This window comes from Aeromicrobium sp. Leaf245 (assembly GCF_942548115.1).
GTDB lineage: Bacteria > Actinomycetota > Actinomycetes > Propionibacteriales > Nocardioidaceae > Aeromicrobium.
This window is the reverse complement of the sequence record NZ_OW824151.1, coordinates 1181208-1200097: the sequence shown is the minus strand read 5'-3', so window position 1 is coordinate 1200097 and position 18890 is coordinate 1181208. Positions and strand designations below refer to the sequence as shown.

Here is an 18890-nt window from a genome sequence, read left to right as displayed (position 1 = left end):
GCACGTGACCGGGCACTACTTCGACGACCGGCCCTCCGGGGCCGACGACCGCCGGAGCGTGCGCTTCGACGCCTGGCAGCACACGTTCACGTGCACCACGAGTGGCGGAGTCTTCTCCGCCGACCACCTCGACCACGCCACGCGGATCCTGCTCGACTCGGCGGGTCCGCCCAGCGGCACGGTGCTCGACCTCGGGTGCGGGTGGGGGCCGATCAGCTGTGCGGTCGCTGCCGCGTCGCCCTCGGCGACCGTCTGGGCGGTCGACGTGAACGAGCGCGCCCGCGAGCTGACCCGCCTGAACGCCGCGGCGGCCGGCGCGGCCGACCGCGTGCACGTGGCCGCTCCCGACGAGGTGCCCGCCGACCTGCGGTTCGACGCCCTGTGGTCGAACCCGCCGATCCGCATCGGCAAGCAGGCCCTGCACGACCTGCTCCAGCACTGGCTGGCGCGGCTCAGCGACGACGGTCACGCCCGCCTGGTGGTGGGCAAGAACCTCGGTGCCGACAGCCTGCAGCGCTGGCTCACCGACCAGGGCTGGCCCACCGAGCGCACGGCCAGCAGCAAGGGCTTCCGCGTGCTGACCGTGCGCCGCGGGGAGCACTGACGTCGAGGCACCCGCACCGCCGGCCCAGCAGGTCCACGCACGAACGGCCCCCACCGCAGTCGCGGTGGGGGCCGTTCGTCGACGGGCCTGGATCAGGCCTTGTCGGTGCCCTCGGAGGTCGCAGCCTCGTCGGTGCTCGTCTCGTCGACGGCCTCGGCCGCAGCCTCGACGTCCTCGGAGGTGGCCGGCTCGGTCTCGGACTCCGTGGCCGGAGCACCGGCAACGACGTCGGTCTCGACCTGCTCGGCGTCGTCGGACGCGTTCACCGCGGGGGTCTCGTCCTCGACCGGAGCCGCGGCGGGTGCAGCGGCAGGAGCGGTCGCCTGCGCGGCGAACTCCTTGGCCTCGACGATCTCGATGACGGCCATGGGGGCGTTGTCGCCCTTGCGCGGACCGATCTTCGTGATGCGCGTGTAGCCGCCGGGACGGCTCGCCATGGCGGGACCGATCTCGGTGAACAGGGTGTGCAGGACGCTCTTGTCACGCACGACCTTGACGACCTGGCGGCGGTTGGCCACCGTGTCGGTCTTGGCCTTGGTGATGAGCTGCTCGGCGTAGGGCCGCAGACGGCGGGCCTTGGCCTCGGTGGTGGTGATCCGGCCGTGCTCGAACAGAGCCGTCGCGAGGTTGGCCAGGATCAGGCGCTGGTGCGACGGGCTGCCGCCGAGGCGGGCTCCCTTGGTGGGCGTGGGCATGTGTCTGTCTCCAGGTCAGTGAACAGGTCGATGAGCGAGCAGCTCAGTACTGCTCGTCCTCGGCGAAGCTGGCGTCGTCGTCGTAGGAGTCGAGCACGGCCGACGGGTCGAACCCGGCCGGGCTGTCCTTGAGGGCCAGGCCCATCTCGGCCAGCTTGGCCTTGACCTCGTCGATCGACTTCGAGCCGAAGTTGCGGATGTCGAGCAGGTCCTGCTCCGAGCGCGTGATGAGCTCACCCACGGAGTGGATGCCCTCGCGCTTGAGGCAGTTGTACGAGCGGACCGTGAAGTTCAGGTCCTCGATCGGCAGGGCGAGGTCGGCGGCGAGCTGCTCGTCGACGGGCGACGGGCCGATGTCGATGCCCTCGGCCTCGACGTTGAGCTCACGAGCCAGGCCGAACAGCTCGACCAGGGTCGAGCCGGCCGACGCGATCGCGTCACGCGGCGCCATCGACGACTTCGTCTCGACGTCGATGATCAGCTTGTCGAAGTCGGTGCGCTGCTCGACTCGGGTGGCCTCGACCTTGTAGGTGACCTTGAGGACGGGGCTGTAGATCGAGTCGATCGGCATGCGGCCGATCTCCTCGTCGCCGGTCTTGTTCTGCACCGCCGAGACGTAGCCACGGCCACGCTCCACGACGAGCTCGATCTCCAGGCTGGCCTTGTCGTTCAGCGTGGCGATGTGCAGGTCGGGGTTGTGGACCTCGACGCCCGCGGGGGCCTCGATGTCGGCCGCGGTGGCCACACCGGCACCCTGCTTGCGCAGGACCATGACGAACGGCTCGTCGTGCTCGGAGGAGACGACCAGGTTCTTGAGGTTGAGGATGATCTCGGTGACGTCCTCGGTGACACCGGGGACGGTGGAGAACTCGTGCTGGATGCCGTCGATCTTGATCGACGTGACCGACGCGCCCGGGATGGAGCTGAGGAGCGTGCGGCGCAGCGAGTTGCCGAGGGTGTAGCCGAAGCCGGGCTCGAGAGGCTCGATGACGAACCGCGAACGGTTGTCGGCGACGACCTCTTCGGTCAGGACGGGGCGCTGTGCGATGAGCATGGAACTTCCTTTCCGGTCCTCCCGCTATTTGAAGGACCGGCTCAGTGGAACGGGGGCGATCAGATCTTGGAGTAGAACTCCACGATCAGCTGCTCCTGGATGGGGACGGTGATCTGCTCGCGGACCGGGCGCTGGTGCACCAGGATCCGACCACGATCGGGATCGACGTCGAGCCAGCCGGGAACGGTGTCCTTGTCGTGCGTCTCACGGGCGACGATGAACGGCGTCGTCTCCAGGCTCTTGGGCTTGACATCGATGATGTCGTGCTTGCTGACCTGGAAGGACGGGATGTTCGTCTTCACGCCGTTGACGATGAAGTGTCCGTGCGTCACGAGCTGGCGCGCGTGGCGACGGGTGCGGGCCAGGCCGGCACGGTAGACGACGTTGTCGAGCCGGCTCTCGAGCAGGCTCAGCAGGTTGTCACCGGTCTTGCCGGGCTTGCGGTGCGCGTTCTCGTAGTACTTGCGGAACTGCTTCTCGAGGACGCCGTAGGTGTAGCGCGCCTTCTGCTTCTCCTGCAGCTGGGTGCGGTACTCCGACTCCTTGATGCGGGCACGACCGTGCATGCCCGGGGGGTAGGGACGACGCTCGAACGCGGCGTCGCCACCGACGAGGTCGACGCCGAGACGGCGCGACTTCTTGGTGAGAGGTCCGGTGTAACGGGCCATGATCTAACTCCTGGATTCTTCGCGGACTCTGATCGCGGGGATCAGAGACGACGGTGCTTGGGGGGACGGCAGCCGTTGTGGGGGCTGGGGGTCACGTCGGAGATGGTGCCGACCTCGAGGCCGACGCCGCTCAGCGACCGGATCGCCGTCTCGCGGCCCGAACCCGGGCCCTTCACGAAGACGTCGACCTTCTTCATCCCGTGCTCCATCGCCTGGCGACCGGCGGCCTCGGCCGCCATGCCCGCCGCGAAGGGCGTGGACTTGCGCGAGCCCTTGAAGCCGACGGTTCCGCCGGAGGCCCACGCGATCACTCCACCACTGGGGTCGGTGATCGTCACGTGCGTGTTGTTGAACGTGCTCTTGATGTGGGCCTGGCCCTGAACGACGTTCTTCTTCTCCTTGCGGCGCACCTTCTTGGCGCCTGCACTCTTAGGAGGCATCTAGATCACTTCTTCTTTCCGGCGACGGTGCGCTTCGGGCCCTTGCGGGTGCGCGCATTGGTCTTGGTGCGCTGGCCGCGGACGGGCAGGTGCGCACGGTGGCGACGGCCCTGGTACGAACCGATCTCCATCTTGCGACGGATGTCGGCCGTGACCTCACGGCGCAGGTCGCCCTCGACCTGGTAGTTGGCCTCGATGTGGTCACGCAGCGCGACGAGCTGGTCGTCGTTCAGCTCGTGGACGCGGACGTCCGGGCTGATGCCGGTGGCGGCGAGGGTGTCGGCGGCGCGGGTGCGCCCGACGCCGAAGATGTAGGTGAGTGCGATCTCGATGCGCTTGTCGCGCGGGAGATCGACTCCGACGAGGCGTGCCATGGTGGCAGTTCCTTCCGGTTCGGCAGAGGTGTCGTCACCTGGGGCGTCCCGGCTGCCTCCAGGACTCCCATGGTGGGTTCCTGAGCCGGGCCCCGGCCTCTGCGCCGGGGGTGACCCGCGTCCGCCTCGTGGGAGGAGGCGCGGGAGCCATCAGATGTTCAGTGTGTCGCGGTGAAGAAGTGCGATCAGCCCTGGCGCTGCTTGTGCCGGGGGTTCTCGCAGATCACCATGACGCGGCCGTGGCGACGGATCACCTTGCACTTGTCACAGATCTTCTTCACGCTCGGGTTGACCTTCATCGAGAAGCTCTCTCTTCTTCAGTCTGAACGTGTATCGGTGTGCAGTTGTCTCGTGCTCCGGCCTGGGCCGGGGTCACTTGTAGCGGTAGACGATCCGTCCACGGCTGAGGTCGTACGGCGACAGCTCCACCACGACCCGATCCTCGGGGAGGATGCGGATGTAGTGCTGGCGCATCTTGCCGCTGATGTGCGCCAGGACCTTGTGGCCGTTGGCCAGCTCGACCCGGAACATCGCGTTCGGGAGTGCCTCGACGACAGCACCCTCCATCTCGATGACGCCTTCTTTTTTCGCCATGGACCTCAGCTTCTCGGTTTGATCGTCTGTGTCGGCCGACGCACGCGACGGCACCCTCGACTCCGAGGAGCCGTTCCACGCGGCGCGAACCGCGAGGACCGAACCCTGAGGACTGAACCTCCGAGGGCAGGGGGTCGTGACGCCCGAATCAGGCCGACAGGGAAGTCTACGTCGGCGGGGGCCCTTCGTTCAAATCGGGTCCCGGTGCCGCACCTCGGGCAGGATGGCGCCATGCGGCTCGAGAACATCGTCTGGGACTCGCCCGATCCGCGCGCGCTCGGCCACTTCTGGGCCGAGGCCCTCGGCGCCGACGTGCTGACCGAGGACGACGACGGCCTCGAGGCGCGCCTGCACCTCGCGCCGGAGGTGTTCCTCGACCTCTGCTTCCCGCCCGCCTCGACGCCCGCCGACGTCCCCCAGCGGCTCCACCTCGACCTGCGGGGCGCCGAGCAGCAGCACGCTGTCGCCGAGCGTCTCGTGGGGCTGGGCGCCCGCCGCGTCGACATCGGTCAGGGCGACGTCCCCTGGGTGGTGCTCGCGGACCCCGACGGCAACGCGTTCTGCGTCATGGAGGACCGCCCCGCCTACCGCGCCGGCTCCGGCCCGGTCGCTGCGCTCCCCCTCGACTGCGCCGACCCCGACCGGGAGGCGCGCTTCTGGGCCGCGGTCACCGGGTGGGCGCCCACGGCCGACCCCCACGCCCTGGCCCACCCGTCGGGCGCGGGGCCGCTGCTGGAGCTGTGCCCGGAGCCCGGACCCCGCCGCGGGAAGTCGAGGCTGCACCTCGACGTGCGGCCCGGTCCCGACGACGCCACCCCCCTCGACCTCGTCCGCGACCACGGCGGCACCGTCCTCCCCCAGCCCGCACCAGGACTGCCGTGGACGGCGTGCGCCGACGCGTCGGGCAACGAGGTGTGCCTGCTCGGCGTCGCCCCACCCGCCTGATCGGCCGCCCCTCAACCGGTGTAGCGGTCGATCAGCCTGGAGAGCACGATCGCGGTGTCGGTGTGGTCGACGTTGTCGACCTCCATGCGGACCCGTTCGAGCGCCCGCTCGAGGTCGCGGACGTCCCGCGCGACGATGCGCAGCATCGCGTCGGCCTGGCCCGACACCGTGGCGGCCGCGTGGACCTCCGGCACCTTCGCGAACGCCTCGCCGAGCGCCTCGGGCGTGATCGTGCCCCGGCAGTGCACCTCCACGTACGCCTCGACCGACCATCCCATCAGGTCGGGGTCCACGACGGCGGTGAAGCCCTTGATCACGCCGTCGTCGACGAGGCGGTCCATGCGGCGCTTCACCGCGGGTGCCGAGAGCCCCACGTCGGCGGCGATGCGGGCGTATCCCGCTCGTCCGTCGCGCACGAGGTGGTCGATGATGCGGCGATCGAGGTCGTCCATGCCCTCATCGTGCAACAGATCGCCGCATCCGGGCTGGATTCGTCGGATTCCTGCGTGCCGACGTGCAGTTTCGAAGTCCTCGTTCGCGAGGAGCCGCGGCTAGGCTTGATTCGTTGCGTGAACACGCACCGTCGACCACCGCAGGAGGCCCTCGTGACCGTGCTCGACACCCGCACCCCCACTCGCACGACGCTCGACCGCGTCACCGCGCGCACCGCCCGCGTCCGCTCGTACCTGATGTGCGCACCCACCCACTTCGACGTCACCTACGCGATCAACGCGTGGATGCAGCCGGGCATCCACGTCGACCGCGACCGCGCCGTGGCGCAGTGGCAGGCGCTCGTCGAGACGTACCGCGCACTCGGGCACCGCGTGGACCTGCTGGAGCCTGCCGCCGGCCTGCCCGACATGGTGTTCGCCGCCAACGGCGCCCTGGTCGTCGACGGACGCGCCTACGGCGCCCGGTTCCGCCACGTCGAGCGCCAGGCCGAGGCCGTCCTGCACGCCGGACTGCTGAGGGAACAGGGCATCGAGGTCGTCGAGCCGACCCACACCAACGAGGGCGAGGGCGACTTCCTGGTGCTCGCCTCCATGATCCTCGCCGGCACCGGCTTCCGCACGAGTCTGCACGCCCACGTGGAGGCGGCCGCCGCACTCGACCGGCCCGTCGTGAGCCTGGAGCTGGTCGACCCGCGGTTCTACCACCTCGACACCGCCCTCGCGGTGCTCGACGACGGGAACGGCGAGGCTCCGGCCGACATCGCCTACCTGCCCTCGGCCTTCTCGCCCCACAGCCGCCGGACCCTGCGTCAGCTGTTCCCCGACGCCATCGAGTGCAGCGAGGCCGACGCCCTGGTCCTGGGCCTCAACGCGGTGAGCGACGGCCACCACGTGGTCCTGCCGTCCCAGGCCACCCGCCTCGCGAGCCAGGTGGCCGACCACGGCTACGCGCCCGTCCCCGTGGACGTGAGCGAGCTGCTCAAGGCCGGCGGCAGCGTCAAGTGCTGCACCCAGGAGCACCACGCCTGAGACCGAGCGCGTCCTCGGCGACGCGCCTCAGCGTCGGTAGGCGTCGAGGTCGGCGGTGAGCTCCTCGAAGAGCGCGCCGTTCAGCCCGAAGACCGTCTTGACCTCGGTCAGCACGGCGAGCTTCTCCTCCGCCGTCAGGTCGAGGCCGTCGAGCCGGGCGCGGTAGGCGTCCTTGTAGGGCTTGGGCTTCGGGATGCCGGGGAAGGCGTAGAACGCGAGACCGTCCGGCCGCTCGAAGGTCTGCTCCAGGAGCCGTCCGATGATGCGGCCGCCGGAGAGGTCGCCGAGGTAGCGGGTGTAGTGGTGAGCCACGAACCGGGCCGGCGAGGCGGCGATGCTCTCGATGCGTGCCACGTACGCGTCGGTGGCCGGCGTCGCCGCGTGGCCGACGCCCCAGTGGGCCTGGTCCGCGTCGATCGAGGGTGTGCGCTCGAGCGCCGGATCGAGCACCGCGTCGGCGACGGGGTCGCCCGCGAGGGCGCGGCCGAGGGACTCGAGCGCGTCGTAGACCCGACGCAGGCGTGCCAGGTAGTCGGCGTACCCGCGGGCGTTCACCCGGCCCGCGAGGAGCTCGGTCATGAACGACGAGCCCTCGGCGGCCTGGTGCTCGGCCCGGGAGCCCTCGCGCAGAAGGCGCGAGAGCGAGGAGGTGTCGGGTTCGGCGATCGTCATGGGGAGCCCTTTCGTCGGGATCTATCGTGACACATTGTCATGATCGTGGTGACGGAATGTCACCATCTGGACGCGTCGTGGCCCCGGTCGGCACGACGGCGAGCCGGTCCCCCACCCGGTGGACCTCCACCGGGAGTCCGTAGGTCCGACCGACCAGGTCGGCCGTCAGGACCTCGGCCGGCGTGCCGTGGGCCGCAACCGTGCCCTCGGCCACCACCACCAGCTCGTCGGCATGGGCCGAGGCGAGGGAGAGGTCGTGCGCCACGACGACCACGGTGCGTCCGGCCCGGGCCAGCCGACGGGCCAGCACGAGCACCTCCTCCTGGTGCCGGAGGTCGAGGGCCGCCGTCGGCTCGTCGAGCAGCACCAGGTCGGTGTCCTGTGCGAGGACCCGGGCCAGCGAGACACGGGCGCGCTCGCCTCCCGAGAGCTGGCGGAACGACCGCCCGGCCAGGTGCACGGTGTCCGTGCGCTCGAGCGCCCAGGCGACCAGGTCGGCGTCGGCCGCCACATCGTCGCGAGACGTCCACGGATAGCGCCCCATCGCGACGACCTCGGCCACCGTGAAGCCGAAGCTCACGTCGTGGGACTGGCCGAGGACCGCGCGCCGTCGCGCGAGCTCGGCGGGGGTCCAGTCGGACAGGGGCCGGCCGTCGAGCGCCACGGTCCCCGCGGTGGCCGGGAGGTCGCCCGAGACCACCGAGAGCAGCGTGGACTTCCCCGCGCCGTTGGGTCCGACGACCACCACGAGCGTGCCGGCACGCACGTCGAGGTCGACGTCGTGGAGCACCTCGCGCCCACCCAGGCGGCACGAGACCCCCCGCACGGACACGACCGCGTCGGCCGTCATGCCCAGCCCCCGGCGCGCGTGCGGGCGCGCCGCACGAGGTGCAGGAAGAACGGACCCCCGACGACCGACGTCAGCAACCCGATCGGCAGGTCGGCCCCGGTCACGAGCGTCCTCGCCAGCACGTCGGCCCAGACCAGGAGCACGGCACCGGCGAGGACGCTCCCGAGGAGCAGAGCCCGGTGGGCCGGGCCCAGGACCATCCGCAGCGCGTGCGGCACGACGAGCCCGACGAACGCGATGATCCCCGTGAAGGCCACGGCCACCCCGGTCAGCAGCGCCATGACCGCGATGGAGACGATCCTGAGTCGCTCCACGCGCACACCGAGGTGGGAGGCCGAGCGCTCGCCGAGCGCGAGCAGGTCGTAGCGGCGGGCCGCGGCGAGGGCGAACAGCACGCCGGGCACCGTCACGACGGCCACCACGAGCACCTCCGACCAGCGGGACCCGTTCATCGAGCCGAGCTGCCAGAACACGATCTGCTCGCGCGAGCCGGTGTCGCCGGCGAAGAGCACGAGCGCGAGTCCCGCACCCGCGAAGGCGTTCACGGCGATGCCGGTCAGCAGCAGCGTCACCACCTCCGTGCGTCCTGCGCTCCGTGCCGTCGTGTACACGAAGACCGTCGCCGCGAGGCCACCCAGGAAGGCGAACAGCGCCACCGCCCATCCCCCACCGACGGTGATCCCCGTCGCGATCGCCACGGCGGCCCCGAGGGCGGCTCCTGCGGAGACCCCCACGACCCCGGGCTCGGCCAGCGGGTTGCCGAAGACGGCCTGCATCATCGCGCCCGCCACCGCGAGCGCCGCTCCGACGACCACGCACATGGCGACCCGGGGGAACCGGACGTACCAGAGCGCGTCGACGAGGAGGTCCTCGTCCGGACGCCACGACGTGCGCACACCGACGCCGTCGAGGACGGTCCCGACGACCGCGCGGGCGGAGACGTCGAGCTGTCCGACGAGGGCCGAGACCACGACGCCGACGAGCAGCGCCGCGACCAGGGCACCGACCACGGCCGCAGCCCGCCTGCGCGGCGCCGTCCCCACCGGCGCACGAGTCCGTACACGCACGTCCGTGGCGGTCATCCGGTGCCGCTCATGCCGGGCCACGCGGTGCGTACACGGCGCGGGCCAGCGCGTCGAGGACGCCGGCCGACCGCGGACCGAACGACAGCACGTCGCCGTCGGCCATGTCCACGAAGCGTCGGTTCCGTCCGGCGGCGGTGAGCGCGAGCGTCGTCTTGTCGGCGAGGAGCGCGTCGACGCCTCCGACCGACTCGAGCCCGTGCGACATCACGATCACCAGGTCGGGATCGGCCGCGAGGACCGCCTCGTCGGTGAGGGGCTGCATGTCCTTCCAGCCGAGCTCGGCGGCGACGTCGACGCCGCCGAGTCCCCGCACCAGGTCCCCCGCGCCGGAGTCCTCACCGAGCAGGTAGTAGACGCCGGCCGAGCCGCGCAGGTAGAGGAAGACCATCGACAGCCGGTCCTCGGCGGCGGCCGGGGCGAGCCGGTCGACCTGGGCGCGGACGTCGTGGAGCTGCGCAGCGATGCGCTCGGCTAGCCGCTCACCGGCGGCGGGGACGCCGAGCGCGGCGGCCACGTCGCGGGCGAGGTCCTGGGCACCGTCGAAGGAGGCCTGGTTCTCCACGAAGACGACGGTGACCCCGGCATCGCGGAGCTGCTCCACGACGTCGCGCGGGCCGATCGACCCGTCGGTGACGACGAGGGTGGGACGCGACCGCAGCACCGCCTCCGCGTTGAGGGAGTGGCCGTCGCTCGTGACGACGGGCAGGTCCTCGGTGCCGGGGAAGGTCGTCGAGACGTCACGACCGACGAGCCGGTCGCCGAGGCCGAGGCCCCACACCGTCGCGGCGAGCGTGCCGGAGATGTCGAGGGCGAGCACCCGGTCGGTGTCGGTCACCTCGACCTCGCGCTCGCCGGCGCGGTCGTGCGAGACCACCGTCGCAGGAAGGGTCTGCTCGGGGTCCTCGACCACCGGTTCGACGGTGCGGTCGGCGAGGACGGCCGTGCTCGGTCCCTGCCAGCCCTTCGGGTCGTCGACGGGCTGGACCTGCGCGAGCGGGACCGTGCCGGCCGCGCCTGCCGCGCCCTCGGAGTCGGCCACTCCCGGTCCCGCGCACCCGGCGGACAGCGCGAGCGCTGCCACGGCGAGTACCGCCACCGGGAGCGCGCGGATCGTGCGGGGCGCCCGTCGGGCAGCCGTCCGCGCACCGCGGCCTCGGACGGTCGCGGTCACCGCAGACCGCCCGAGCGACGGCGCAGGCTCGCCATGCCGAAGCCGACGACGAGCGCGAGCGCCGCGGCCACGGCGACCCACCAGGCCGGGACCCCGCTGTCGGACGCGGTGCCGGCGAGGCCCGCCGCCTCGGTGGTGTCCGTCGGGGCCGCGGACGCCTCGCCCGCCGTCCCGGCGCAGTCCGCGGCCGTGGTGACGGTGAGGTCGATCGGGTCGAAGGCCGTGCCCGCCTCGTAGGTGCCGAAGACCCCGTGTCCCTGCTCGGTGAGCACCGCGGGTGCGTCGGTCACGGTGTACCCGGTCCCGTCGTCGGTGCGCTCGACCTCGGCCCCGGACAGGTCGAGCTCCACGAACGGCACGTCCTCGGTCGTCGTGGGAGCTGCGTCGCCGCCGGCCTCGGCCGCCGCGCGGTCGCCTGCGGTCATGTCGAGCAGCAGCACCGCGGTGTCGGCGTCGGTGAACCGGACCACCGGGTCCTCGAGCACGACCTCGAGCGCACCGGAGTGGCCCGAGAAGCGGATCGCGCCGTCGAAGGCCACGTCACCCTCGGTCGTGGCGGCGTCGAACGAGCCGGAGCCGCCCGAGAAGCCGAACTCGGGCGTCTCGTAGGACGCGTCGCCCGAGGTGGTCCAGTCGCCGTTCGCGATGGACCCGGACACGTAGGACCGGAAAGACTCCTTCACGCCCCAGGTGAGGGTGGCGTCGGCCACCTCGCACCGCTCGGCCTCCTCGGCGTCGGCCACGGTGAACACGGCCCCGCGGCTGATCGAGCCCTGGAAGGTCAGGGTGTGCTCCCCCGGCTCGAGATCACCCGGCAGGACGCCGCTCCACGTGGCACGGCCCTGCGCGTCGGCGCTGAGCGAGCGCTCCAGCACGACCGGCGTGGAGTAGACCACGACGGCGATGTCGGTCTCCCCGGGCCGGAACCCGGACGCGCTCGCCGTCAGGCGGTCGCCTGCGCGGACGGTGTCGCCGTCGGCCAGGTCGAGCGTGACGCCCGTCGAGGCCGGCGGGGACGCCGGAGGGACGAAGCCGGTCGTGCTCACGGCAGCGGCCACGGTGCCACCACCGGACGCCGCACCTCCGTCGCTGCCGATCGTGAACGTCACCGGGTCCATCGCCTCACCGGCGGAGTAGAACCCCTGGAAGGCGCGGGCACCGGCGGCGGTGAGGCGCACGGGCGCACCCGAGTACGTGACCGCTCCGGCCTTCGTCGTCCTCGAGGCGCGCGCCAGGTCGACCGATCCGACGTCGATGCGCCGGCCCGCCATCACGGCCGAGAGGGTCCCGACCCGGCCTGCACGGACGGTGACCGTGGGGTCGGTGACGGACAGGTCCAGCGCACCGGCGTGACCCGTGAAGCGCACGGTGCCGCCGTAGCGCGTCGCACCACGAGCATCGGCTCCGGACGCGGCGGTCGACTTCTGGAAGAAGCGGTAGCTCCCGCCCGAGGCCGAGGCCCCCCGCGACACCGAGACCCGGCCGTTGGCGATGGGGCCGGTCACGTAGCTGCGGAACGCTGCCTTCACGCCCCAGCGCAGCGACCCGCTCGTCCTCGGCGCGTCGACCCCGCCCCCTGCACCCGGGCCGGCACCAGGACCGGTGCCGGGGTCGGGGTCGGTCGGCGTCGGCGGGGTCACGACGCCGCCCTTCAGGAGGGCGACGTCGAGGTCGATCGGCACCTCCACCGTCTGCGACGGGTCGGACGCAGCCTGACCATGCGCCTTCAACGAGTAGACCGCGTACTCCTTCGTCGGGTCCAGCGTCGCGATCTCCGAGGCCGACGGGGCCAACGTCACCGTGAACGTGCCACCCGCACCCATCTGCGTGTGCTGCACCCACTCCGTGCCGACGTACGCACTCGCGTCGGAGGTGCTCCCACCACCGACCGGAGCGATCGCGACGTAGACACCGGGCGAGGCGACCGCGTATCCGGAACCCTTCACGGCGACCTTCAGGCTGCCCTTCCTCTGCTCCGCCACCGACACGTCCAGTGTCGGACCGTTCGGCCCAGGATCGACCGGCTCGTCGTCGCCCTGCAGCAGCGCGACGTCGAGGTCGATCGCCTTCTCGACGCTCTGCGTCGCGCCGGGGTCGGGCACGCCGTGCGCCTTGAGCGAGTAGACCGAGTAGTCCTCGGTCGGGTCGAGGGTCGCGATCGCGGCTGCGTCGAGCTCGATCGTCCGCTCGAACGTGCCGCCCTCGCCCATGGAGGAGGCCTGGACCCAGATCGCGCCGCGGTAGGCACCGGCGTCCGTGGCGCTGGCGCCACCGGACTCGGAGATCCCGACGTAGACGCCCGGGGAGGTCGTCGCGTAGCCGGAGCCCGCGACGTCGACCTTCAGGCTGCCCTTCTTCTGCTCGACGACCTCCACCTCCAGCTGCGCACCCTGAGGCTCGGACGCAGGCTTGAGGACGGCGACGTCGATGTCGAGGGGCGCCTCGACCGTCTGGGACGGATCGGTGGCCGCCTGCCCGTGCGCCTTCAGCGAGTACACCGAGTACTGCTTCGTAGGGTCGAGCGTCTCGATGTCGTCGGCGTCGAGGGTCAGCGTCCGCGCGAAGGTGCCCCCCACGCCCATGGTCGTGCTCGGGACGAGGACCGCGCCCCGGTAGGCGCCGACGTCCGTGGGGCTGGCGCCCCCGGACTCGGAGATGCCGAGGTAGACGCCCGGCCCCGTCGTGGCGTAGCCGAAGCCCTCGACGTCGACCTTCAGGCTGCCCTCGACCTGCTCGACGACCTCCACGTCGAGCGTCGGGGTGAGGACACCGGGGTCGGTGAACGTGATCGGGGTGGCGGTCTCGTAGGCCGCGACGGACGCACCCGAGCCCGCGTACGTGTAGATCCCGTAGTTCCTCAACGACTCGGCCGTGGCCTTGGCGTCCAGCGCAGCCTTGTCGACCGTCAGCTCCGCCGTGAACGACCCGTCGGGACGCAGCTCGACCGCACCGCCTCCGGCACCACCGATCGCCCCCATGTCGGCTGCCGAGACCGCCCACTTCTGCGACGAGTTCACCCGCGTCGAGGATCCCGCACCCTTGGACGGCTGCCACACGTCGGCGAACTTGCCCACCACCACGTAGGCGCCAGCAGGCTTGCCCGCCAGCGGCGGACGCACACCCGTCGCCGACGCAGGATCGAAGTTCCTGCCCTCCACCGTCACCGTCGCCGCACCCTCGGCCGAGAACTCCGACCGCGACACCGACACCGACGGCGCAGGCTTCGTGAACGTGATCGGGGTGGCGGTCTCGTAGGCCGCGACGGACGCACCCGAGCCCGCGTAGGTGTAGATCCCGTAGTTCCTCAACGACTCGGCCGTGGCCTTGGCGTCCAGCGCAGCCTTGTCGACCGTCAGCTCCGCCGTGAACGACCCGTCGGGACGCAGCTCGACCGCACCGCCTCCGGCACCACCGATCGCCCCCATGTCGGCTGCCGAGACCGCCCACTTCTGCGACGAGTTCACCCGCGTCGAGGATCCCGCACCCTTGGACGGCTGCCACACGTCGGCGAACTTGCCCACCACCACGTAGGCGCCAGCAGGCTTGCCCGCCAGCGGCGGACGCACACCCGTCGCCGACGCAGGATCGAAGTTCCTGCCCTCCACCGTCACCGTCGCCGCACCCTCCGCCGAGAACTCCGACCGCGACACCGACACCGACGGCGCAGGCGCCTCGGGCTCCTCGGGCTCGACCGGCTCGGTCGGCGTCTCCGGCTCGGTCGGCGTCTCCGGCTCGGTCGGCGTCTCCGGCTCGGCCGGCGTCTCCGGCTCGGCCGGCGTCTCCGGCTCGGCGGGCTCCTCGGTCTCGACGAGGGTCGTGAAGTCGAGGTCGACGGGGACCTCGGCGTTCTGCGACGGGTCGGACGCCGCCTGGCCGTGCGCCTTGAACGTGTAGACGGCGTACGTCTTCGAGGCGTCGAGCCGCGCGATCTCGTCGGCGCCGAGCTCGAGCGTCTGGGAGAAGCGACCCCCGTCACCGATCTGGACCGGACGGACGAACTCCGTGTGGACGTAGGCGCTCGCGTCGACCACGCTCGCACCACCACGGGGCGCGATGCCGACGTAGATGCCCGGCGCCTCGCGCGAGTACCCCTCGCCCGCGACGTCGATCGCGAGCCGCGTCGGAGTCGACTCCTTCACCGTCGCGGCGAGTGAGACCTCGGCCGCCGCAGCACTCGTCGGCGCGAGGAGGGCCGCCGGGAGCAGGACGCTCAGGAGCAGGGGCAGGACGGCACGGACGGAGCCGCGTCGAGACGGTCGGGGGCGCATCGGACCTCACTGTGTTTAGGCTTGCCTAAGGTAGGCTAGGCGAGCCTAAGTAGACCACAATGATGACAAGGTGTCCGCATCCGGCGACATGACGCGGGTCACATCGACGGACGATCGCGACGCCTCAGGCGAGGAGGGCCCGCTGCACGAAGTCCACGACGGTGTCGGCGTCGACGTTGCGAGGCTGCAGGCAGGCCTGCACCAGCCGCATGACCTGGTCGATGTCGACCTCGCGGAAGTCGCCCGTCGCGACACCGTCGACCAGGATCGTCCGCACGACGTCCTCGATCTCGAGGACGTGGTCGCGGATCGCGAGGCGGGACTCCGGCCCGAGCTGGCCGTAGATGTCCGGGCCGAAGCCGAAGTGCTGCTCGCCCTGGGTGTCGATGTGGTGCCGCACGTAGGCGCGCAGCCGCTCGCGCGGAGTCCCTGCGTCGGCCAGCACCGCGTTCAGTCGCTCCAGGTACTTGCTCGTCTCGGAGGTCGCGAACCCCACGATGACGGCATCCTTGTCGCGGAAGTGGTTGTAGATCGCCGTGCGGCCCACGCCCGCCTCGGCCGCGAGGTCGGCCATGCGGACGGCGTCGAAGGACATGCGGTCCAGGAGCCGGACGAGCGCGTCGAAGACCGCCTGCCGCGTCTGGGTGCGGTGCTCCTCCAGGGAGCCACCGGTGATCTTGGGCACGGGCTCAACCTACGGGAACGGACCCCCTGGCACCGGCTGGAGCGACGGGAGTCCGGTGGCCTCCCGCGTCACTTCCGCCCCACGAGTCCCGAAAATCACGTACGCTGCTCGGCGTGTCGCAATCTCGGGTGCTGACCGCGCTGATATCTTTCGCCGCCTCCCTGGCCGTGGTGGGCGGACTGATCGTCTCCGCGGGCGTCTCGGCGCAGGCCGGCTCGTCGTTGCTGTGCTCGGGGTACGCCTCCTGCAAGCGCGCCGGCTACGACCACTTCGGCTACGAGACGAAGCAGAGGACCAGCTACTGGCGCATGTACACGGGGACCAACTGCACCAACTACGTCGCCTACCGACTGATCACCACCAACGGGATGCCCAACGTCCGGCCGAAGTCGGGCGTGGGCAACGCGCGCGACTGGGGCACGGCGATGGCGTCGGTCACCGACCAGACACCGACGGTCGGCTCCGTGGCCTGGTGGGGCAGGACCGGCAACCACGTCGCCTACGTCGAGAAGGTGGCCTCCCCCACCGAGATCATCGTCTCGGAGTCCAACTGGGGTCGCACGTTCGACCACCGCCGGATCACCAAGTCCGGATCGGGGTGGCCCGACGGGTTCATCCACTTCGCCGACCCCGACACCACGCCCGCCTTCAGCGCCACGCCCCGCCCGACGTTCACGGGCGGGGAGACGGTCGGCAGCCGGTTGAGCGCCACCACGTCCGCCTGGAAGCCGGGCGCGAGCTTCACCTACCAGTGGTACGCCGACGGGAAGGCCATCTCCGGCGCCTCCTCCGCGACCTACACCCTCGCCGCGGGCGACCTGGGCAAGGCCGTGCGGGTCATCGTCACCGGCAAGAAGTCCGGGTACCCCACGAAGAGCCTGGCCTCGACGCGGATCACCGACGCCGTGACCGCCGGCAGCTTCGCCTCGACGAGCCGTCCCACGTTCTCCGGTCAGGAGACGGTGGGCTCGCGGCTCGTGGCGAGCACGCCGGCCTGGTCGCCCACCGCCCAGGTCAGCTACCAGTGGTACGCCGACGGCAAGCCCATCCCCGGGGCGACCTCGGCCGTGCACACGGTCGACGCCGATCAGCTCGGGGCGAAGGTGCGCGTCCTCGCGACGGCCACGCGCCCCGGCTACACCTCCCGCACCCTGGCGTCCGAGCGCCTCACCGGTCCCGTGGCTCCGGGCGGCTTCACCACCACGCCCCGCCCCGAGCTCACCGGTGAGGAGAGCGTCGGCTCCACCCTCACCGCCACCACTGCCCCGTGGTCACCCGAGGCCACCCTCGCGCACCAGTGGTACGCCGACGGCAAGCCGATCGCCGGCGCCACCTCGGCCACCTACACCCTCACCGCCGCCGACCGCGGCAAGAAGGTCCGCGTCATCGTCACCGGCACCCGCGACGGGTTCACCACCAGGAGCCTGGCCTCGGTGCGCATCACCGGCCCCGTCGCCGCCGGACGCTTCACCACGGCGCCGCGCCCCGAGCTCACCGGTGAGGAGAGCGTGGGCTCCACCCTCACCGCCACCACTGCCCCGTGGTCGGGCGACGCCGCGCTGGCCTACCAGTGGTACGCCGACGGCAAGCCCATCGTCGGTGCCACCTCGGCCACCTACACCCTCACCGCCGCAGACCGCGGCAAGAAGGTCCGCGTCATCGTCACCGGCACCCGCGACGGATTCACCACCAGGAGCCTGGCCTCGGTGCGCATCACCGGCCCCGTCGCCGCCGGACGCTTCACCACCGCGCCGCGCCCCGAGTTCACCGGCGCGGAGAGCGTCGGCTCCACCCTCACCGCCACCACTGCTCCGTGGTCGCCGTCGGCGCGGTTCACCTACCAGTGGTACGCCGACGGCAGAGCCGTGCGCGGGGCGACCCGCACGACCTACACCCTCACCGCGGCCGACCGCGGCAAGAAGGTCCGCGTCATCGTCACCGGCACCCGCGACGGATTCACGACCAGGAGCCTGGCCTCGGTGCGCATCACGGCGGGCGTCACGGCGAAGTCCGCTGCGACGTCGGCCACCACGGCGCCCACCGACGACTGAGGCCTTCGGGGCGCTCGCTCGTCGAGAGGTGCCTCAGGCCGCGCTGTCGAACAGGACCTTCCACGTGCCGTCGACCCGCTGGACCTCGTAGGACTCGCTCGGGTCGCCGTCGTTCCAGTCGATCTCGACCGTGGCCTGGTCCCCGGACGACTCCGCCACGGTGAAGTCCACCTCGTCGAGCTCGAGGCCCTCGTCGGCGAACATGCCACCGAGGTCCGTCACGAAGCCGCAGTCGATCTCCGAGGGAGTCAGCACCACGTCCTTGACGGCCTGGCAGTCGCCCGCGTCGAGCGCTCGCATCATCGTCTCGACCGCTGCGGCCGGGTCGTCGGAGCCGTCGGAGCCACCGGAGCACGCTCCGACCAGCACGAGGACGGCGCCGGTGAGCAGCGCAGGGACGAGCCGACGGATGCCGCTCATGCGTCGTCCCCGGCGTACGCGACCCCGAGCGCCGCGAGCTGGGCCCGGCCGCCGTCGACCGCGGTCAGCACCCAGGCTCCCTCGTCGGTCCACGTCACCGTGTGCTCCCAGTGCGCGGCCCACGAGCCGTCCACCGTCACGACGGTCCACTGGTCCTCGGTCGTGCGGTTGTCCGGCGAGCCGAGCGTCACCATCGGCTCGACTGCGAGGACGAGTCCGGGCACGATCTTCGGGCCCTTGCCGGGCCGGCCGACGTTCGGCACGTCGGGTGCCTGGTGCATGGCGGTGCCGATGCCGTGACCGGTGTAGCCGTCGGCGATGCCGTACGTCCCGGCGGACCGGACGCTGCGCTCGATGGCGTGGCTGATGTCGCCGACGCGACGCCCGGGCGCCCCCGCGGCGATCCCCGCCCAGAGGGCCCGTTCGGTCTCGACCACGAGCGTGTGCACCTCCGGCCGCACCTCACCCACCTCGACGGTGATGGCCGCGTCGCCGTGCCAGCCGTCGACGATGGCCCCGCAGTCGACGGAGATGACGTCGCCGTCGCGCAGGACCCGCGGGCCCGGGATGCCGTGCACGACCTCGTCGTTGACCGAGGTGCAGATGACGCCCGGGAAGCCGGGGACACCCGGCTCCGCGCCGTAGTGCAGGAAGTTCGAGGTGGCGCCGTGCGCTCGGATCGTGTCGTGCGCCAACGCGTCCAGCTCGGCGGTGGTCACGCCGGGCGCGATCGCCGACCTGACCGCGTCGAGTGCATGGGCCACCACGAGCCCGGCACGCCGCATCGCGACGACCTGCTCCGGACTCTTGAGCTCGATGCCCCGGCCGAACAC

Annotated in this window: 20 protein-coding genes; 4 read left to right on the top strand and 16 right to left on the bottom strand. The window is 71.6% G+C overall.

Annotated elements, in window-relative coordinates; all coding sequences use genetic code 11:
- The first annotated feature begins 4 nt into the window (after positions 1–4).
- Positions 5–604 carry a class I SAM-dependent methyltransferase gene (locus tag NBW76_RS06000; RefSeq protein ID WP_056553490.1) on the top strand — a complete coding sequence of 200 codons (600 nt, stop codon included), beginning with the start codon at positions 5–7 and terminating at the stop codon, positions 602–604.
- 92 nt (positions 605–696) lie between these two features.
- Here NBW76_RS06000 and rplQ read toward each other — a convergent pair whose 3' ends face one another.
- The 7 genes from rplQ to infA all read right to left on the bottom strand — a co-directional run bounded on the left by rplQ (position 697) and on the right by infA (position 4429).
- Positions 697–1299, bottom strand: a complete 603-nt coding sequence (gene rplQ, locus NBW76_RS05995; protein WP_056553493.1) for a 50S ribosomal protein L17 — start codon at positions 1297–1299, stop codon at positions 697–699.
- A gap of 43 nt (positions 1300–1342) precedes the next feature.
- Entirely contained in the window at positions 1343–2353 is a 1011-nt protein-coding gene (locus NBW76_RS05990) for a DNA-directed RNA polymerase subunit alpha (RefSeq protein ID WP_055964368.1), read from the bottom strand.
- A 59-nt stretch (positions 2354–2412) separates the two neighbouring features.
- Positions 2413–3021, bottom strand: a complete 609-nt coding sequence (rpsD, locus tag NBW76_RS05985) for a 30S ribosomal protein S4 (protein ID WP_055964365.1) — start codon at positions 3019–3021, stop codon at positions 2413–2415.
- A gap of 41 nt (positions 3022–3062) precedes the next feature.
- Entirely contained in the window at positions 3063–3461 is a 399-nt protein-coding gene (rpsK, locus tag NBW76_RS05980) for a 30S ribosomal protein S11 (protein ID WP_055964362.1), read from the bottom strand.
- Between the two features lie 5 nt (positions 3462–3466).
- Positions 3467–3835 (bottom strand): 30S ribosomal protein S13, encoded by a 369-nt coding sequence (gene rpsM / locus NBW76_RS05975; RefSeq protein ID WP_055964358.1) that lies wholly within the window; start codon positions 3833–3835, stop codon positions 3467–3469.
- A gap of 185 nt (positions 3836–4020) precedes the next feature.
- Entirely contained in the window at positions 4021–4134 is a 114-nt protein-coding gene (rpmJ, locus tag NBW76_RS05970) for a 50S ribosomal protein L36 (protein ID WP_008361054.1), read from the bottom strand.
- A gap of 73 nt (positions 4135–4207) precedes the next feature.
- Positions 4208–4429, bottom strand: coding sequence for a translation initiation factor IF-1 (gene infA / locus NBW76_RS05965; protein ID WP_007078610.1), 222 nt, complete (start codon positions 4427–4429; stop codon positions 4208–4210).
- Positions 4430–4660: 231 nt separating this feature from the next.
- Here infA and NBW76_RS05960 point away from each other — a divergent pair, with 231 nt between their 5' ends.
- On the top strand, positions 4661–5374 hold the full coding sequence (locus NBW76_RS05960) for a VOC family protein (protein WP_056553496.1): 714 nt from the start codon (positions 4661–4663) through the stop codon (positions 5372–5374).
- An 11-nt stretch (positions 5375–5385) separates the two neighbouring features.
- On the opposite strand, the gene NBW76_RS05955 is transcribed toward NBW76_RS05960, so the two are convergent.
- On the bottom strand, positions 5386–5826 hold the full coding sequence (locus NBW76_RS05955) for an Lrp/AsnC family transcriptional regulator (protein ID WP_055964351.1): 441 nt from the start codon (positions 5824–5826) through the stop codon (positions 5386–5388).
- Between the two features lie 153 nt (positions 5827–5979).
- Between NBW76_RS05955 and ddaH the strand changes: the two genes are divergently transcribed.
- Positions 5980–6855 (top strand): dimethylargininase, encoded by an 876-nt coding sequence (ddaH, locus tag NBW76_RS05950; RefSeq protein ID WP_235492915.1) that lies wholly within the window; start codon positions 5980–5982, stop codon positions 6853–6855.
- 27 nt (positions 6856–6882) lie between these two features.
- Here ddaH and NBW76_RS05945 read toward each other — a convergent pair whose 3' ends face one another.
- The 6 genes from NBW76_RS05945 to NBW76_RS05920 all read right to left on the bottom strand — a co-directional run bounded on the left by NBW76_RS05945 (position 6883) and on the right by NBW76_RS05920 (position 15586).
- On the bottom strand, positions 6883–7527 hold the full coding sequence (locus tag NBW76_RS05945) for a heme oxygenase (biliverdin-producing) (protein ID WP_055964348.1): 645 nt from the start codon (positions 7525–7527) through the stop codon (positions 6883–6885).
- A gap of 37 nt (positions 7528–7564) precedes the next feature.
- Positions 7565–8377, bottom strand: a complete 813-nt coding sequence (locus NBW76_RS05940; RefSeq protein ID WP_082480660.1) for a heme ABC transporter ATP-binding protein — start codon at positions 8375–8377, stop codon at positions 7565–7567.
- Positions 8374–9387, bottom strand: coding sequence for an iron ABC transporter permease (locus NBW76_RS05935; protein ID WP_055964343.1), 1014 nt, complete (start codon positions 9385–9387; stop codon positions 8374–8376). The genes NBW76_RS05940 and NBW76_RS05935 overlap by 4 nt, the downstream gene beginning before the upstream one ends.
- 82 nt (positions 9388–9469) lie before the next feature.
- Positions 9470–10558, bottom strand: coding sequence for a hemin ABC transporter substrate-binding protein (locus tag NBW76_RS05930; protein WP_200931726.1), 1089 nt, complete (start codon positions 10556–10558; stop codon positions 9470–9472).
- A gap of 71 nt (positions 10559–10629) precedes the next feature.
- Positions 10630–14901, bottom strand: coding sequence for an HtaA domain-containing protein (locus NBW76_RS05925; protein ID WP_250246818.1), 4272 nt, complete (start codon positions 14899–14901; stop codon positions 10630–10632).
- A gap of 124 nt (positions 14902–15025) precedes the next feature.
- On the bottom strand, positions 15026–15586 hold the full coding sequence (locus tag NBW76_RS05920) for a TetR/AcrR family transcriptional regulator (protein ID WP_055964337.1): 561 nt from the start codon (positions 15584–15586) through the stop codon (positions 15026–15028).
- Between the two features lie 113 nt (positions 15587–15699).
- Here NBW76_RS05920 and NBW76_RS05915 point away from each other — a divergent pair, with 113 nt between their 5' ends.
- Positions 15700–17637, top strand: coding sequence for a CHAP domain-containing protein (locus NBW76_RS05915; RefSeq protein ID WP_156368155.1), 1938 nt, complete (start codon positions 15700–15702; stop codon positions 17635–17637).
- A gap of 33 nt (positions 17638–17670) precedes the next feature.
- Here NBW76_RS05915 and NBW76_RS05910 read toward each other — a convergent pair whose 3' ends face one another.
- Complete coding sequence (locus tag NBW76_RS05910) at positions 17671–18057, bottom strand: hypothetical protein (RefSeq protein ID WP_055964332.1); 387 nt, start codon at positions 18055–18057, stop codon at positions 17671–17673.
- Positions 18054–18890, bottom strand: a complete 837-nt coding sequence (gene map / locus NBW76_RS05905; RefSeq protein ID WP_082482007.1) for a type I methionyl aminopeptidase — start codon at positions 18888–18890, stop codon at positions 18054–18056. The genes NBW76_RS05910 and map overlap by 4 nt, the downstream gene beginning before the upstream one ends.

What these genes read in the sequence shown, in the direction of transcription:
- rplQ (WP_056553493.1), bottom strand. Translation starts at nt 1,299, where the DNA reads ATGCCCACGCCCACCAAGGGAGCCCGCCTCGGCGGCAGCCCGTCGCAC.
- NBW76_RS05990 (WP_055964368.1), bottom strand. Translation starts at nt 2,353, where the DNA reads ATGCTCATCGCACAGCGCCCCGTCCTGACCGAAGAGGTCGTCGCCGAC.
- rpsD (WP_055964365.1), bottom strand. Translation starts at nt 3,021, where the DNA reads ATGGCCCGTTACACCGGACCTCTCACCAAGAAGTCGCGCCGTCTCGGC.
- rpsK (WP_055964362.1), bottom strand. Translation starts at nt 3,461, where the DNA reads ATGCCTCCTAAGAGTGCAGGCGCCAAGAAGGTGCGCCGCAAGGAGAAG.
- rpsM (WP_055964358.1), bottom strand. Translation starts at nt 3,835, where the DNA reads ATGGCACGCCTCGTCGGAGTCGATCTCCCGCGCGACAAGCGCATCGAG.
- rpmJ (WP_008361054.1), bottom strand. Translation starts at nt 4,134, where the DNA reads ATGAAGGTCAACCCGAGCGTGAAGAAGATCTGTGACAAGTGCAAGGTG.
- infA (WP_007078610.1), bottom strand. Translation starts at nt 4,429, where the DNA reads ATGGCGAAAAAAGAAGGCGTCATCGAGATGGAGGGTGCTGTCGTCGAG.
- NBW76_RS05960 (WP_056553496.1), top strand. Translation starts at nt 4,661, where the DNA reads ATGCGGCTCGAGAACATCGTCTGGGACTCGCCCGATCCGCGCGCGCTC.
- NBW76_RS05955 (WP_055964351.1), bottom strand. Translation starts at nt 5,826, where the DNA reads ATGGACGACCTCGATCGCCGCATCATCGACCACCTCGTGCGCGACGGA.
- NBW76_RS05945 (WP_055964348.1), bottom strand. Translation starts at nt 7,527, where the DNA reads ATGACGATCGCCGAACCCGACACCTCCTCGCTCTCGCGCCTTCTGCGC.
- NBW76_RS05940 (WP_082480660.1), bottom strand. Translation starts at nt 8,377, where the DNA reads ATGACGGCCGACGCGGTCGTGTCCGTGCGGGGGGTCTCGTGCCGCCTG.
- NBW76_RS05925 (WP_250246818.1), bottom strand. Translation starts at nt 14,901, where the DNA reads ATGCGCCCCCGACCGTCTCGACGCGGCTCCGTCCGTGCCGTCCTGCCC.
- NBW76_RS05910 (WP_055964332.1), bottom strand. Translation starts at nt 18,057, where the DNA reads ATGAGCGGCATCCGTCGGCTCGTCCCTGCGCTGCTCACCGGCGCCGTC.